Source organism: Pseudomonas sp. PHC1, assembly GCF_046487845.1.
Taxonomy (GTDB): domain Bacteria; phylum Pseudomonadota; class Gammaproteobacteria; order Pseudomonadales; family Pseudomonadaceae; genus Aquipseudomonas; species Aquipseudomonas sputi.
This window is the reverse complement of the sequence record NZ_JBJXHJ010000012.1, coordinates 128,826-144,905: the sequence shown is the minus strand read 5'-3', so window position 1 is coordinate 144,905 and position 16,080 is coordinate 128,826. Positions and strand designations below refer to the sequence as shown.

The following is a 16,080-nucleotide window of genomic DNA, read 5'->3' as shown; positions in this document are numbered from 1 at the left end:
TCCATAGAGGGACAACATCAAAAGCGTCGCGGGCAAGCCCGCTCCCACAGAGGAATGCGCTCAACTGTGGGAGCGGGCTTGCCCGCGAAAGCGTCCTCTCAGTCATAGAAGTCTCCAAACCGAGACAAAACCCCAGAGACCGCCGCCAAAAATCAAACTAACTCCTTTTATTTCAACAACTTAATTAGCTGGCACAGTTCTCGCTATAGCCACGGCTACACCCGTTTCACCCACAAAAATAACAATCGAAGGAGCACACCATGAGTGTGATCATCGCCTTGGCAGCCCTCGCGCTGCTGATGCTCGCGGCCTACCGTGGCTACAGCGTTATCCTTTTTGCCCCGATCGCCGCCCTCGGCGCTGTCCTGCTCACCGACCCGTCCGCCGTCGCCCCTGCGTTCACCGGGGTGTTCATGGAGAAAATGGTCGGTTTCATCAAACTCTACTTTCCCGTGTTCCTGCTCGGCGCCGTGTTCGGCAAGCTGATCGAGTTGTCGGGTTTCTCCCGCTCGATTGTCGCGGCAGCGATTCGCTTGCTCGGTACCCGCCAGGCGATGTTGGTGATCGTGCTGGTCTGCGCCCTCCTCACCTACGGCGGCGTTTCGCTGTTCGTGGTGGTGTTTGCGGTCTATCCGTTTGCCGCGGAAATGTTCCGTCAGAGCAACATCCCCAAGCGCCTGATTCCGGCGACCATCGCCCTCGGCGCGTTCTCGTTCACCATGGACGCCCTGCCCGGCACGCCGCAGATCCAGAACATCATCCCCAGCACCTTCTTTAACACCACCGCGTGGGCGGCGCCGTGGCTGGGTGTGATCGGCACGATTTTCGTGTTCTGCGCCGGCATGCTGTTCTTGCAGCGCCAACGCAACAAGGCGCAGCGCGCCGGTGAAGGCTACGGCACCGAACTGCGCAACGAACCGGAAACCGCCGAGGACCTGAAACTGCCGAACCCGTGGATCGCTCTTTCGCCGCTGCTGGCGGTGGGCATCATGAACCTGCTGTTCACCCAGTGGATTCCGCAGTGGTACGGCAAGACTCACAGCCTCGCGCTGCCGGGCATGGCCGCGCCGGTCACCACCGAAATCGCCAAGCTCACGGCGATCTGGGCGGTGCAAGCGGCGTTGCTGGTGGGCATCCTGATGGTGCTGGCCTTCGGCTTTCAGGCGATCCGCAGCAAACTCGCCGAGGGCAGTAAAAGCGCAGTCAGCGGTGCGCTGCTGGCGGCGATGAACACCGCGTCGGAATACGGTTTCGGCGCGGTCATCGCCTCATTGCCGGGTTTTCTGGTGCTGGCCGACTGGCTCAAAAGCATTCCCAATCCGCTGGTCAACGAAGCGATCACCGTGACGCTGCTGGCCGGTATCACCGGTTCCGCCTCGGGTGGCATGAGCATCGCGCTCGCGGCAATGTCCGAGCAGTTCATCAGCGCCGCCCACGCCGCCAATATTCCGCTGGAGGTCATGCACCGGGTGGCCGCAATGGCCAGCGGCGGCATGGACACCCTGCCGCACAACGGCGCGGTGATTACCCTGCTCGCCGTCACTGGCCTGACTCACCGTGAGGCCTACAAGGACATTTTCTGTATTACGCTGATCAAGACCCTGGCGGTTTTCGTGGTGATCGGCACTTTCTACGCCACTGGCATTGTGTGAGGTATTGATGACGACTCTCTCCGGCAAGACCGCACTGGTTACCGGCTCCACCAGCGGCATCGGGCTTGGCATTGCGCTGACGCTGGCTAAGGCTGGCGCCAACCTGATCCTCAACGGTTTTGGCGATGCCTCCAAGGTGATTGCCGAAGTCGCGCAGTTCGGCGGCAAGGTCGGCCATCACCCGGCGGACGTCAGCGACCCGGCGCAGATCGCCGACATGATCGCCTACGCCGAGCGCGAGTTCGGCGGCGTGGACATTCTGGTCAACAACGCCGGCATCCAGCACGTCGCGGCGGTTGAAGAGTTTCCGGTGGAACGCTGGGATTCGATCATCGCGATCAACCTGTCGTCGGTGTTTCACAGCACTCGCCTGAGTTTGCCGGGCATGCGCGCCAAGGGTTGGGGGCGGATCGTCAACATCGCCTCGGTGCACGGCCTGGTCGGCTCCACCGGCAAAGCCGCGTATGTGGCGGCCAAGCATGGGGTGATCGGCCTGACCAAGGTGGTGGGCCTGGAGACCGCTGCCAGCAACGTCACCTGCAACGCCATCTGCCCGGGCTGGGTACTGACGCCGCTGGTGCAGAAGCAGATCGACGATCGCGCGGCCAAGGGCGTCGATCCACAGCAGGCGCAACACGACCTGTTGGCCGAGAAACAACCGTCGCTGGCGTTCGTCACGCCCGCGCATCTGGGTGAACTGGTGCTGTTTCTGTGCAGCGAGGCCGGCAGCCAGGTACGTGGCGCCGCCTGGAACATCGATGGCGGGTGGCTGGCGCAGTAAGCTTTCAACTGATCGCTCCCACGCGGTCGTGGGAGCTTTCTGACCAACAATAAGAGGCAAACCATGTCCGACATCCTCTGGCAGCCCGATGCCAAACGCATTGCCCGGTCCCGCATGGACGGCTTTCGACGCTTCATCAATCAGCGCCATCACCTGAAGCTCGACGACTATCCGGCCCTGCACCAATGGTCCATCGACCAGCGCGAAGCGTTCTGGCAGGCGATCGTCGATTTCTTCGATATCCGTTTTCACACACAACCCGACGCCGTTTTGCGCGACGGCCTGAAAATGCCGGGCGCGGAGTGGTTTCCCGGCGCCACCTTGAATTTCGCCGAACACTTGCTGACTCGACGCGACGATGCCATCGCCGTCATCGCTATCGGCGAAAACGGCCAGCGTGAGCTGCTGACCTGGGCCGAGCTGGCCCAGCAAGTCGCCGGGTTCCAGGCCAGCCTGCAAGCAGCCGGCGTCGTCCTCGGCGACCGGGTTGCGGCCTGTATGCCCAACACCTGGCAAACCCTGGTGGCGATGCTCGCGACCACCAGTCTCGGCGCAATCTGGTCGTGTTCCTCGCCCGACTTCGGCACCCACGGGGTGATCGACCGTTTCGGCCAGATCGAACCGAAAGTGCTGATCACCTGCGCCGGTTACCGCTATGCCGGTAAACAGATCGACCAGACCGTCAAGATCAACGAAATCCTCGAACAACTGCCGTCCTTGCAACAGCTGATCATCGTGCCTTACGCGCGCCCCCATGCCCACGCCACGGATTACCGGACACCCGCCAGCGTCGCGCTGTGGGACGACTTCTACGAACCGGGCGAGGAGCCGCACTTCGTCCCTGTGCCGTTCGACCATCCGTTGTACGTGCTGTATTCCAGCGGCACCACCGGCGTGCCGAAGTGCATCGTTCACAGCACCGGCGGCGTGTTGCTGCAACACGCCAAGGAACACGGGTTGCATGTCGACCTGGGCCCCGGCGACCGGTTGTTCTACTACACCACCTGCGGCTGGATGATGTGGAACTGGCAGGTCTCGGCACTGGCGGTCGGCAGCGCCGTGGTGTTGTACGACGGTTCACCGTTCTACCCGGACAACCAGCGATTGCTGGAGCTGCTCGACGACGAACAGGTCAGCGTGTTCGGCACCAGCCCGAAATTCCTCGCCACCCTGGAAAGCAGCGGCATCAAGCCCCGTGAAAGCCACGACTTGAGCCACCTGAAAACCCTGCTTTGCACCGGTTCCGCGCTGTCGCCGCAGAGTTATGACTTCGTTTATCGCGACTTCAAACCGGACGTCTGCCTGTCCTCGATGTCCGGCGGTACGGACATCGTGTCCTGCTTCGTCAACGGCAATCCGATGACGCCGGTACGCCGCGGCGAAATCATGGGCAAGAGTCTGGCCATGGCGGTGGAAGTGTGGAACGACGCCGGGCAACCGGTGATTGGCGAAAAAGGCGAACTGGTGTGTACCCGCCCCTTCCCGGCGATGCCCATCGGACTCTGGAACGATCCCGATGGCGAGAAGCTGCGCAAATCCTATTTCAGCCAGTTCCCCGGCGTCTGGGCCCAGGGTGACTACGCTGAGCAACTGCCCCACGGCGGGATGCTGATCCACGGCCGCTCCGATGCCGTGCTCAACCCCGGCGGCGTACGCATCGGCACGGCGGAAATCTACCGTCAGGTGGAAAAAGTCCCGGAGGTGCTGGACAGCGTCGCCATCGGTCAGCAGTGGCAGGATGACGTGCGCGTGGTGCTGTTCGTACGCCTCAAGGAAGGCGTAGTGCTGGATGAGGCGCTGCAACAGCAGATCCGCCAGGTGATCCGCGCCAACACCACGCCTCGGCATGTGCCGGCGAAGGTCGTCGCGGTCACCGACATTCCGCGCACCATCAGCGGCAAAGTGGTGGAGCTGGCTGTGCGTAATGTGGTGCACGGTGAACCAGTGAAAAACACCGATGCGCTGGCCAATCCGCAAGCGCTCGAGCAGTTTCGCAATCGGGTCGAACTTTGCGACTGACACCTGTCAGTCCATCAGTCCCCACTCGCCGGTCGATGGCGGTGGGGACGGCAGGGTATCGACGTGCAGCTTCAGGCGCAGACGCAGGTTGTTCACCGAATCTGCATTTTTCAAGGCCTCATCTTCATCGATCACCCCTTCTGCCACCAACGCGAACAGTGCACCGTCAAAGGTCTGCATGCCCAGCTCCGCCGACTTTTCCATGATGGTTTTCAACTCACCAAAATCATTGCGCCGGATCAGGTCGGCAATGGTCGGCGTACCGAGCATCACCTCGGCGGCAGCCCGTCGCTGACCGTCCCGGGTTCGCACCAGACGCTGCGAGACGAACGTCTTGAGATGATTGCCCAAGGCATGCAATAGCTGCGGCCGACGCTCTTCGGGAAAGAAATTGATGATCCGGTCCAGCGCCTGATTGGCGTTGTTGGCGTGCAATGTCGACAGGACCAGATGCCCGGTTTCGGCGAAGGCCAGCGCATGCTCCATGGTCTCGCGGTCACGGATCTCGCCGATCAGCACCACGTCCGGGGCCTGGCGCAGGGTGTTCTTGAGCGCAGCGTGAAAGCTGCGGGTATCGACCCCGACTTCGCGCTGGTTGATGATCGACTTTTTGTGGCGGTGGATGTATTCCACCGGGTCTTCAATGGTGATGATGTGTCCGCTGCTGTGGCGATTACGATGGTCGATCAGCGCCGCCAGCGACGTGGACTTTCCCGAGTCGGTGGCGCCGACGAACAGGATCAGGCCTTGCTTCAACATCACCGATTCGAGCAGCACCGACGGCAGCTTCAGGTCTTCGAACCGGGGAATGTCGAGTTTGACGTTGCGGATCACGATCGACACGTCGTTGCGTTGTTTGAAGATATTGACGCGGAAGCGGCCGATCCCGGTGCGGGAAATCGCCAGGTTCATTTCCAGGTCCCGGTCGAACTCCCGGCGTTGTTCGGCATCCATCAGGGAGGCGGCAATACTGGCCACCTCACCGGGCTTGAAGGGCTGCTCGCTCAACGGTGTCAGCACCCCATCGAACCGCGCGCTGGGGGGCGCGCCCGTGGACAGGAACAGATCCGAACCGTGACGGCTCGCCAGTAGTTTGAGCAGTGCGTCGATTTCCATGGCCAAAAACACCTGCGAAGCTTTCAATGAACATAAGGCCGTGTGTGGTGACGCGACGGGCCTTACAGCGTCTACCGCACTAAGATAGTAGACGCCGCCTCACCGACTGACGCCCAGGATTGATGTGATGAACGCTGTACCGAACACCAACGACGCCCAGGCATTGATTGCCCGCACCGACTGGAGCCGCAGCCCGCTGGGCGCCTCCGGCACCTGGCCACAGAGCCTGCGCACCGCGGTGGACATCGTGATTCACTCGCCAATGCCGATGCTGCTGTTATGGGGTCCGCAACTGACCCAAATCTACAACGACGGTTTCGCGTTGCTGGCCGGCAACAAGCATCCACATGCTTTCGGACAACCGGCGCACCTGATATGGCCGGAACTTCGAGACTTTACCGACCCGATTTACAGCGCCGTCCTACAGGGGCAAGTACGAACCTACAGCGAACGCCGCTTTACCCTGCAACGGGACGGCAAGGAATCCGACTTCTGGCTTGACCTGACCTACAGCCCGATCCGCGACGAAAGCGCGCAAGTGGCCGGCATTCTGGTCACCGCCATCGAAACCAACGAGCGCCGACGAATTGCCCTGGAACTGCAGCAGCGCTCCGAAGACAGCCTCAAGGCCCAGCGTCAAAGCGAAGAACGCCTGCAACTGGCACTGGCGGCCACCGATGCAGTCGGTACCTGGGATTGGGACATCGGCGAAGACCGCTTTATTGCCGACGCGCATTTCGCCCAGTTGCATGGGGTCGATCCGGCGCTGGCCGGTCAGTTACCCATCAGCGAGTATCTGCAGGGCGTGCACCCCGAAGACCGCGCGATGATCGCCCGCAGTATCAAGCACTGCATCACCCACGGTACCGAATACGCCGAGGAGTACCGCCTGCTGCAAGCCAATGGCGAGCTGCGCTGGGTGTTCGCCCGTGGGCGTTGCTATAAGGATCATCATGGCCGGCCGGTGCGTTTTCTCGGCGCTGCGCTGGATCTGACTGAACGAAAACACACCGAACAGGCACTGCGGCAAAGTCAGACCGAGCTGCAACTGATCATCAACGCCATGCCGATCCTGATCAGCTATGTCGACCACGAAGAACGCTTTCGCCTGAACAACGCTGCGTATCTGGACTGGTTCGGTTTGCCCCCCCAGGAGCTGTACGGCCGCACGATTCGCGACGTGATCGGCGAAGAGGCCTATTTCCTGCGGGCGCCTTACATCGCCGAAGCCCTGGCCGGTCGCCCCTGCTCGTTCAGCCTGTACACGCCGCACCGTGACGGCAGTCAGCGGCATGCCCTGATGAACTACTTGCCGCGCCACGGCGCGGACGGCGCGGTGAACGGTTTCTACATCTTCGTGATCGACGAGACTGAACGTAAAAAAACCGAAGAAGCCCTGCGCAACCTCAACGAAACCCTTGAGGAACGGGTGAGTGCGCGCACCGAACAACTGGCCAAGGCCAACCAGCGTCTGCAGAACGAGATGTTCGAACGCGAGCGTGCCGAAGACGCCCTGCGTCACGCGCAGAAAATGGAAGCGGTCGGCCAGCTCACCGGTGGCATCGCCCATGACTTCAACAACATGCTCACCGGCATCATCGGCAGCCTCGACCTGATGCAACGTTACATCGCCAGTGGTCGCACCGATGAGATCGGCCGCTTCACCGACGCCGCAGTGTCTTCGGCCAACCGCGCAGCCGCGCTGACCCACCGTCTGCTGGCGTTCTCCCGGCGCCAGTCGCTGGATCGCAAGACCCTCGACGTCAACGAGCTGGTCCGTTCGCTGGAGGACCTGATCCGTCGAACCAAGGGTGATCCGATCGAACTCACGCTGCGCCTGGCCGACAACGTATGGCCGGTCAGCACTGACGTCAGTCAGCTGGAAAACGCCCTGCTCAACCTGGTGATCAACGCCCGCGACGCCATGCCCGACGGTGGTGAGCTGCTGATCGAAACGGCCAACGTCTACCTCGACGGCAGCGACATCACCACCCTCGAACCGGTCAAGGCCGGTGATTATCTGATGCTGGCGGTGAGCGACAACGGTACCGGCATGACACCTTCGGTGCGTTCGAAGGCGTTCGATCCGTTCTTTACGACCAAACCCATCGGGCAAGGCACCGGGCTCGGGTTATCGATGATTTATGGCTTTGCCCAGCAATCGGGTGGACACGTCAGCCTCGACAGCCTGCCTGGTCAGGGCACCTGTGTGCGGCTGTACTTGCCGCGCCTCCATGCGCCGGAACCTGAGCAGCCATTGGTGGAAACGGTCAGCGAGACGCCCAGCCCTGCGACCGGCGAAACGGTAGTGGTGGTCGAAGACGATCCGGCGGTGCGCATGCTGGTGATGGACCTGCTCAAGGAGCTGGGTTATCGCGCCCATGAGGCCGAAGACGCCAAGAGTGCCCTGCCGTTGCTGGAGTCCGACCTGCGGGTTGACCTGCTGGTGACCGACGTCGGCCTGCCGGGCATGAATGGCCGACAAATGGCGGAAATCGCCCGCCAGCACCGTCCGGGGCTCAAAGTGTTGTTCATGACCGGTTACGCGCAGAAGGCCGCCGAGCGCCAAGGCTTCCTTGAGGACGGCATGGACATGGTCGCCAAGCCGTTTTCCATCGAGCAACTGGCCGGCAAGATCCGCACGATGATCAGCCAAACCCCGTGACTTGAGGCATAATCCGCGCCCCGCCGTCACCCCGTTACAGGTATTGCACGATGAAAGCCCAAGCCCGCCACATTCTGGTGAAAACCGCCGAAGAGGCTGAAAAACTCAAGCAACGCATCGCCAACGGTGAAGCGTTCGATGTGCTGGCGAAGAAGTTTTCGACCTGCCCGTCCGGCAAGCGCGGTGGCGATCTGGGGGAGGTACGGCCGGGGCAAATGGTCGGTGCGATCGACGCGGTGATTTTCAAGAAACCGCTGCGCACCGTGCATGGGCCGATCAAGAGCAAATTTGGCTATCACCTGGTGCAGGTGTTTTACCGCGACTGATCCAGCACCCTGAAGGCGCGACTTTCGGCAGCGCCTTCAGGGATCGGAATCAATCCTTGGGGATCAGCGCACCAGGCACTTGAATGACCCGACTTGCCAACCGGTGCCCCGCCTCCGCCGCCTGCGCCGGGCTTGCGCCGGACAAACGACTGGCCAGGTACGCCGCACTGAACGAATCCCCCGCCGCCGTGGTGTCCACCACCTTCTCGACCTTCTGCGCCGGCACTTCAAACGCTTCCCCGTCGCAACGGATCAGACAGGCTTCGGCGCCGCGTTTGAGCACCACTTCCGGCGTGCCGATCTGCGCGTACGCCTCAAACACCGCATCACAGTCTTCGAAATGGAACAGCGCCTGCTCGTCGTCCACCGTCAGCAACGCCAGATCGACATGGGGCAGGACGCTGCGATAGGCCGCCCGCGCCTCCTCCACTGAAGGCCACAGGCGTGGACGATAATTGTTGTCGAAGACGATTCGCGCATCACGCTGACGGGCTTCGATCAAGGTCTCGATCAGCTTTTCCCGACCCTGTGCACCAAGTACCGCCAGCGTGATACCGCTGAAATACAGCACGTCGTAATCCGGTAATGCCGCCAGAATCGGCGCAGCCGCCGGCGTGGTGAAGCAGTCGCGCACGGCGGCTTCGTTGCGCCAGTAAAGGAAGCGGCGCTCCCCGGCAGCGTCGGTCTGGATGCAATACAAACCCGGCAATCGACCGGGCAGGCGCTGGACCAGATCCAGGCCAATGTTTTCATCGGCCCAGCTGCGGCACATCGCCTCACTGAAGCTATCGTCCCCCAGCGCCGTGACGTAATCGACCTGCGCCTTGTCGCCCATGGCGCGGGACAAATACACCGCCGTGTTCAACGTGTCACCGCCAAAGCTCTGCTGCAGACTGCCATCGGCACGTTGCTGGAGTTCGATCATGCATTCGCCGATCAGGGCGATGCGCGGGGTGTTCGGACCCAAAGGACTGAGCGCACTCATCAGAAACAGGTTTCCATGATTTCGATCACCGACAGTTGCTCGTCCACCAGCAGCCCCACGCGCCACTTGTCGAAGGTCAGGCACGGGTGCGAAGTGCCAAAGGAAATGATGTCGCCCACGCGCAACTCCACGCCCGGCGCCACGGTCATGAACGCGTGCTGGTCCATCACCGCCGTCACCTTGCAGGCGCCGACATCATCGCCCACCGCCGGCAGCACACCGGCCCTGTAACGCAGCAACGGCACCGGCATCCCGGCATCGAACGCCACGTCACGCTTGCCCAGGGCAATCACCGCAAACCCTGGCTCCGGCATCGACTGCACGTGGGCCCAGACTTCCAGCGCCGGGCGCAAGCCTTCGTGCAGGTCGCTGCGACGGTCGAGCACGCAGCACTGCGCTTCTTTGTAGATACCATGGTCGTGCGCCACATAACTGCCAGGACGCAACACGCTGAGGAAACGCCCGCCAGCGTTCTGCGCTTCGAACGATTCGGCAATCAGGTCGTACCACGCCGAACCCGACGCAGTGATGATCGGCTTGGCAATGGCGAACGCACCGCTGTCCTGCAACTGCACGGCCAGGCGTACCAGCGAGGCGGCGAATTCACGGATGCCGGTGATAGCGTGATCGCCATGGATCACGCCTTCGTAACCTTCGATACCAGTCAGAGCCAGCGCCGGTTGTGCGCCGATGGCCTTGGCCAGTTCGATGACTTCCTGCTCGCTGCGGCAACCGCAACGGCCGCCGACCACGCCGTATTCGATCATCACGTTCAGGCGCACACCGCGCGACGCGAAGTAAGCGCCCAGATCGGCGACGTTGTCCGGGTGATCGACCATGCAATAGAAATCGAAGCCCGAATCGGCCGCCAACAGATCGGCAATCAACGCCATGTTTGGCGTACCGACCAGTTGGTTGGCCATCAACACCCGGCGCACGCCGTGGGCATAGGCGGCGCGGGTCTGGGTGGCGCTGGCCAGGGTGATGCCCCACGCGCCGGCGTCGAGCTGACGACGAAACAGCGCTGGGGTCATGCTGGTCTTGCCGTGGGGCGCGAGTTCGGCGCCGCTGTCGCTGACGAACTTCTGCATCCAGCGGATGTTGTGCTCCAGCGCTTCGCGGTGCAGCACCAGCGCCGGCAGGCTGATGTCACGCACCAGTTGCGCGCCGAGAGCGGCGTCGCCCTTTTCCACGGCAGCAGTGTTGTTGGCAGTCGTCATGGTCGAACTCCTCACAGTCGCGCCCGCAGGCAGGCGCGGTTATTCGTTGATTCGCCGGGCGAGGCTGTTGGCGCTCTCGATCAAGACCCGGCGATAGTCGTTGTAATGGGTCTTGGCATCGGCGCGCGGGGCGACGATGCACAGGGTGCAGATGGCCACGCCAGTCGGGTCTTTGACCGGGGCGGCGAAGCAGTGGGTGAAGGTGTCGGCGACACTGTCGAAGGAGAAGAAACCGTCAATGCCGGCCTGACGGATTTCCGCCAGGAAGGTCTCCATCGGCAGGCGTTCGCCATCCGGCAGGATGAAGTCGTCGGGGTCGATCAAATCGCTGATCTGCTGGTCACTCAAGTGCGCCAGCAGCAAACGTCCGGACGCCGTCCACGGGATCGGCGCGTTCTCGCCGATATCGGAAGAAATGCGGAAATGCCGCTCGCCCTCCTTCATCAGCGCCACCGTGTATTTGCGCCCGTTGAGCAGGCACATCTGCGCGGTTTCCCGGGTCTGGCTGACGATCTCCTGCAGCGCGTGATCGGCCTCGCGACTGAGGTCGAAGTGACGCAAATGCGCCTGGCCGAGGAAGTACAACTGACGACCGAGATAGACGTGACCGTCCTTGCCCACCGGCTCCAGGATCCGCCGCTCGAGCAACGACGCCACCAGTTCGTAGACCGTGGATTTCGGGCTGCCGATGCCGTTGGCGATGTCGTTCGGGCGCAGCGGCTGGCCGATTTCCTTGAGGAAATCGAGGATATCGAACGCCCGGTCCAGACCGCGTGCCCGGCGCTTGATGGTGTCTTCGGTCATTTCAGTGGTTCCCCATTCAAAGTGCCGGGAGTTTATCGCGAAAGATCGTTCCCATGCTCCGGGTGGGAATGCTGCCAGGGACGCTCTGCGTCCTTTGGAACGCGGAGCGTTCCTTGAGGCATTCCCACGCAGAGCGTGGGAACGATCCGCGTGCTGATCAGGCCTTTTTCTTGTAGGCAATGCAGTCGATCTCGACCTTGCAGTCGACCATCATGCTCGCCTGCACACAGGCCCGGGCCGGTGCGTGTTCAGGCTTGAAGTATTCGCCGAAGACCTTGTTGAAACTGGTGAAGTCCCGCGGATCGTCCAGCCACACGCCGGCACGCACCACATCTTCCAGGCCATAACCGGCCTCTTCGAGAATCGCGATCAGGTTCTTCATGGTCTGGTGCGTCTGCTCGACGATGCCGCCCACAATGATCTCGCCATCCACCGCCGGCACCTGCCCGGAAACGTGCAGCCAGCCATCGGCCTCGACGGCGCGGGCGAATGGGCGCGGCTGGCCGCCAGCGGCGGTGCTGCCGGTGCCGTAACGAGTAATGCTCATGGGTGTTTCTCCTGATTGAAAAAGTGAAAAGTCAGAACCGCGTGCTTTTGAGAAATTCCGCCAGCCGCGGCGATTGAGGACGCTCGAACAGTTCCTTGGGAGGCCCCTGCTCCTCGATACGCCCCTGATTCATGAAAACGATCTTGTCCGAGACCTCGAAGGCGAAACGCATTTCGTGGGTCACCAGCAACATGGTCATGCCGTCCTCGGCCAGGCCCTTGATGACGTTCAGCACTTCACCGACCAATTCCGGGTCGAGGGCCGAGGTGACTTCGTCAAACAGCATCAGGCTCGGGTTCATCGCAATCGCCCGGGCAATTGCCACGCGCTGCTGCTGACCGCCGGACAACTGGCCGGGAAAGTGATTGCGCCGCTCCAGCAGGCCGACCCGCTCCAGCCATTTTTCGGCCAGGGCCACGGCCTCGTCCTTGTGCATCTTTTTCACCTTGAGCAGGCCGAGCGTGACGTTCTGCAGCGCGGTGAGGTGCGGGAACAGGTTGAATTGCTGAAACGCCATGCCGGTCATCGCCCGATGGCGCGCGATGACTTTTTCCGGATGGCGCACGCGTTTGCCGTTGAGTTCGTCGTAGCCGATGGATTCGCCGTCGAGCAGGATCTGCCCGCCCTGGAATTCCTCGAGCATGTTCACGCAGCGCAGCAGCGTGGTCTTGCCCGAGCCGCTGGAGCCGATCAGCGTCACCACGTTGCCGCGCTGCATGCTCAGGTCGACGCCCTTGAGCACTTCGACTGCGCCGTATTGCTTGTGCAAACCACGGATGTCCAGCAGCGGCTGACCGTTCTGGACGTTGGAAACTTGAGCTTGAGTCATGGCAGGGCCACCCGCTTTTCAATGTGCCGGCCGAGTAATTCGATGCCGTAGTTGATGACGAAGAACAGAAAACCGGCGAACAGGTAAAACTCCAGGGTCATGAACGTCCGGGCGATGATCTGCTGGGTGCTGAGCAACAGTTCGGCCACACCGATCACCGACAGCAAAGTGGAAGCCTTGACGATTTCCGTGGACGAGTTGACCCAGGTCGGCAGGATCTGCCGCAGTGCCTGCGGCAACAGCACATAGCCGAGGGACTGATAGAACGTCAGGCCGATGGCCTTGCCGGCTTCCATCTGCCCGCGTGGCAAGGCTTGCAGCGCGCCGCGCACGATCTCGGCCACATGAGAGCCGCAAAACAGCGTCAGCCCAAGTGCACCGGCCTGAAATGCGCTGATTTGCCAGCCGAGCGCCGGCGCCATGTAGAAGCAGGCCAGCACCAGCACGAACACCGGGGTGCCGCGAATCAGGTCGACATAAAAGCGGAACGGTGCGCGCATCCAGAACTTGCCGTAGGTCAGCACCAACCCGGCAAACACACCGATGACCGTGCCGAACAGAATGGCCAGCGCCGACACTTGCACGCTGGTGAGAAAGCCTTGCCACAAGGCTTCGCGGGCAATCCACAACTCATGCAACCAACTGGGGGATTGGTACATCGCAGCCTCCTATCGGCGGATCGCCAGACGCTGCTCGAGGTAACGCAGCAGCATGGCAATGAGGTAACAGGCCGCGACATACAACGCCGTGGTCACCAGCCAGGTTTCGATCACCCGGTAGCTTTCGACATTGATCTTGCGCGCGTAATAGGTCAGCTCCGGCACCGCGATCGCGGCGGCCAGCGAGGTGTCCTTGAACAGCGAAATGAAGTTGTTCGACAGCGCCGGCAGCACGTTGCGCAACATCACCGGCACAGTGACGTAGGCCTTCACCTGCCACTCGCCCAGACCGATGGCCAGCCCCGCTTCGCGCTGGCCTTTCGGGATACTCAACAAGCCGCCGCGGAACACTTCGGTCAGGTAGGCCCCGGCATACAGCGAGAGCGTGATGATGAACGACGGGATCTTGTCCAGCCGGATCCCCAGGCTCGGCAACGCAAAGTAGATCAACAGAATCAACACCAGAATCGGCGTGTTACGGATCACCGTCACATACACCGATGCCAGCACCCGCAAGGTGCGATGCCTGGACAGCAAGGCAAACGCCATCAGCAGGCCGATCACGCAGCCGATGGCGATCGACACCAGCGCCAGTTCGAGGCCAAGTCCTAGCCCCGCCAGCAAGGTGTCGAAATCGCGCCACACGGCGGCAAAGTTCAACTGATAGTTCATGGTCGACAGTACCTTGAGCAGGGCGCGTCAGGGCGCCCCACTCTCACGGGATCATTTGAATTCGACAGGGAAACCGATGGCGGGCGATGGCAGGTCGACGCCGAACCATTGCTTGAACGACGCGGCGTAGGTCGGGAACTCAACGCCGGTCATGGCTTCATGCAGGGTGGTGTTGACGAAGTTCAGCCAGTCCTGATCGCCACGTTTGACGGCGCAGGCATAGGTCTGCGGGCTCCAGGCGTAAGTCGGGCTGCGATAGCGGCCCGGATTCTGCACCATGAGGTATTTGACCGAAGACTGGTCGGTGGCGGCAGCATCGGCACGACCGGAGTTCACCGCCTGATACATCAGATCGACGCTGTCGTACTGATCAACCTTGGCCTTGGGCAGTGCCTGATGCACCAGTTCCTCGGCATATACGTTTTGCAGCACGGCGACGGTCACGCTATCGCCACCGGCCTGCAGGTCTTCGATTTCCTTGTACTTGCTGTTGTTCGGCAGCAGCAGACCGACGCCTTCGCGGTAGTACGGCAGGGTGAACGCCACTTGTTGCGCACGGCTGGCGGTGACGGTGATGAACTGACAGCTCATGTCGACCTTGTCGGTCAGCAGGTTGGGAATCCGCGCATCGGAGGACTGCACCACGAACTCGACCTTGCTCGGGTCGTTGAACAGCCCTTTGGCCACCATCCGGGCGATGTCGATATCAAAGCCCTGCAACTTGCCGTCCGCGCCCTGGAAATGCCACGGCGCATTGGTGCTGCCGGTGCCCACAATCAGTTTTCCACGGGCCAGGACGCTGTCCAGCTTGCTGTCGGCCGCCTGGGCCGTACCCAAAACAGCGGACGAAGCCGCGAGAACAAAAACACACGCTTTGAACAAGGATGGTCGGCGATGCATGGCAAGCACTCCAGAAAGTTGTTTATTCCGCTATACCGGAACTCGGTTTGTTACTGCGGAATAAACAGCAGAAAGTGTGCCACAGGATTCGCGGGGAATCTGCAATGGATTGAATTTTGTTTTGAATCAAAGGGATGGAAGTAACGTGCGAAAGGGTGTGACGAAAATTGTTTTCGCACTTCGCTACTTTGCGCCACACATGGCGGGTATCCGGGCCACATGCTGGTGCGCAATGCACGATTGGGCACAGGTTGCACCTGTCAACTCTGACAGTTGCGGCAGCGATCGCGGCTCCCTAACGTCGTACCGTCCAGCACATCGAATAAAGGAGGCTCCGATGACAACGCCGACTCGATATTCAGCGTTGCCCCCGACGTACCGGAAGGTCTTGAAAACCAGGCGCCTTGTCGTCCTGTACTTCTTTAACCAGCACTGCGGTGCCTGTGTATTTTCCGGCCCGGTTTTTCTCGAGATCGCCAAGCCCTTTCGGCCCTGGATGGATATCTTCATGCTCGATACCGCACAGTCGATTCGCCATCCGGATGTCACGGGCACACCGACCGTGTTGTTCTACAAGGAAGGCGTTCTGGTCAAAAAACTGAAAGGCATCGGTACAGAGAAATCCCTCCTTCAAGACTTCACCCAACACCTCGGCAAAATCAGACACTGTGCTGCACCGCGCAAACCGACCCATGACCTGAACTGGCTGCGCCACACCCTCCGAACCCTCTGCACCGTCCACCGCGCAAGAAGGTGGAACTGTTCCTGAAAGTGCTCGCCAGGAGCCACTAGACAATGGCACGTCGCTCCATTTGATCTGGAATAACCAGCCTCAAGGCCGGATTGGAACAGCTCCGATCCGGCTGCTTTTCTTTGATTCTCAGAAAGAGACGAATCCTGCCGCC

General features: G+C 61.3%; 15 protein-coding genes. 6 read left to right on the top strand and 9 right to left on the bottom strand.

The genetic code is table 11. The annotated features are described in order from the left end of the window. Positions 1-260: 260 nt before the first annotated feature. The 3 genes from ACKJSM_RS17095 to ACKJSM_RS17085 all read left to right on the top strand — a co-directional run bounded on the left by ACKJSM_RS17095 (position 261) and on the right by ACKJSM_RS17085 (position 4,452). Positions 261-1,652 (top strand): GntP family permease, encoded by a 1,392-nt coding sequence (locus tag ACKJSM_RS17095; protein WP_236179049.1) that lies wholly within the window; start codon positions 261-263, stop codon positions 1,650-1,652. Positions 1,653-1,659: 7 nt separating this feature from the next. Further along, on the top strand, positions 1,660-2,433 hold the full coding sequence (gene hbdH, locus ACKJSM_RS17090) for a 3-hydroxybutyrate dehydrogenase (protein WP_236179048.1): 774 nt from the start codon (positions 1,660-1,662) through the stop codon (positions 2,431-2,433). Positions 2,434-2,496: 63 nt separating this feature from the next. Next, the gene (locus ACKJSM_RS17085; RefSeq protein WP_410238353.1) at positions 2,497-4,452 is read left to right on the top strand and encodes an acetoacetate--CoA ligase; all 1,956 of its coding nucleotides are present in this window, start codon (positions 2,497-2,499) and stop codon (positions 4,450-4,452) included. Between the two features lie 6 nt (positions 4,453-4,458). Here ACKJSM_RS17085 and ACKJSM_RS17080 read toward each other — a convergent pair whose 3' ends face one another. After that, positions 4,459-5,568, bottom strand: coding sequence for a PilT/PilU family type 4a pilus ATPase (locus ACKJSM_RS17080; protein WP_410238352.1), 1,110 nt, complete (start codon positions 5,566-5,568; stop codon positions 4,459-4,461). 127 nt (positions 5,569-5,695) lie between these two features. On the opposite strand from ACKJSM_RS17080, the gene ACKJSM_RS17075 reads away from it, so the two are divergent. Then, positions 5,696-8,233, top strand: a complete 2,538-nt coding sequence (locus ACKJSM_RS17075) for a PAS domain-containing protein (protein ID WP_410238351.1) — start codon at positions 5,696-5,698, stop codon at positions 8,231-8,233. 50 nt (positions 8,234-8,283) lie between these two features. Next, positions 8,284-8,559 (top strand): peptidylprolyl isomerase, encoded by a 276-nt coding sequence (locus tag ACKJSM_RS17070; RefSeq protein WP_007952044.1) that lies wholly within the window; start codon positions 8,284-8,286, stop codon positions 8,557-8,559. A 49-nt stretch (positions 8,560-8,608) separates the two neighbouring features. On the opposite strand, the gene ACKJSM_RS17065 is transcribed toward ACKJSM_RS17070, so the two are convergent. The 8 genes from ACKJSM_RS17065 to ACKJSM_RS17030 form a co-directional block, all read right to left on the bottom strand. Beyond that, entirely contained in the window at positions 8,609-9,544 is a 936-nt protein-coding gene (locus ACKJSM_RS17065) for a sugar kinase (protein WP_410238350.1), read from the bottom strand. After that, positions 9,544-10,764 (bottom strand): amino acid deaminase, encoded by a 1,221-nt coding sequence (locus ACKJSM_RS17060; RefSeq protein ID WP_410238349.1) that lies wholly within the window; start codon positions 10,762-10,764, stop codon positions 9,544-9,546. Before ACKJSM_RS17060 ends, ACKJSM_RS17065 begins: the two co-directional genes overlap by 1 nt. A gap of 39 nt (positions 10,765-10,803) precedes the next feature. Further along, complete coding sequence (locus ACKJSM_RS17055; protein WP_236179041.1) at positions 10,804-11,568, bottom strand: IclR family transcriptional regulator; 765 nt, start codon at positions 11,566-11,568, stop codon at positions 10,804-10,806. Between the two features lie 157 nt (positions 11,569-11,725). Beyond that, a complete protein-coding gene (locus ACKJSM_RS17050) occupies positions 11,726-12,115 on the bottom strand; it encodes a RidA family protein (RefSeq protein WP_039768794.1) in 390 nt (129 codons plus the stop codon). Positions 12,116-12,146: 31 nt separating this feature from the next. Then, positions 12,147-12,944 carry an amino acid ABC transporter ATP-binding protein gene (locus tag ACKJSM_RS17045; RefSeq protein WP_011334480.1) on the bottom strand — a complete coding sequence of 266 codons (798 nt, stop codon included), beginning with the start codon at positions 12,942-12,944 and terminating at the stop codon, positions 12,147-12,149. Continuing rightward, the gene (locus ACKJSM_RS17040; protein ID WP_011334481.1) at positions 12,941-13,603 is read right to left on the bottom strand and encodes an amino acid ABC transporter permease; all 663 of its coding nucleotides are present in this window, start codon (positions 13,601-13,603) and stop codon (positions 12,941-12,943) included. The genes ACKJSM_RS17045 and ACKJSM_RS17040 overlap by 4 nt, the downstream gene beginning before the upstream one ends. A 9-nt stretch (positions 13,604-13,612) precedes the next feature. After that, positions 13,613-14,275 (bottom strand): amino acid ABC transporter permease, encoded by a 663-nt coding sequence (locus ACKJSM_RS17035; RefSeq protein WP_410238348.1) that lies wholly within the window; start codon positions 14,273-14,275, stop codon positions 13,613-13,615. Between the two features lie 51 nt (positions 14,276-14,326). Next, positions 14,327-15,175: a transporter substrate-binding domain-containing protein gene (locus tag ACKJSM_RS17030; RefSeq protein WP_339487653.1), complete on the bottom strand. Its 849-nt coding sequence runs from the start codon at positions 15,173-15,175 to the stop codon at positions 14,327-14,329. A gap of 337 nt (positions 15,176-15,512) precedes the next feature. On the opposite strand from ACKJSM_RS17030, the gene ACKJSM_RS17025 reads away from it, so the two are divergent. Beyond that, positions 15,513-15,944, top strand: a complete 432-nt coding sequence (locus tag ACKJSM_RS17025) for a thioredoxin family protein (protein WP_410238347.1) — start codon at positions 15,513-15,515, stop codon at positions 15,942-15,944. Positions 15,945-16,080: the final 136 nt, after the last annotated feature.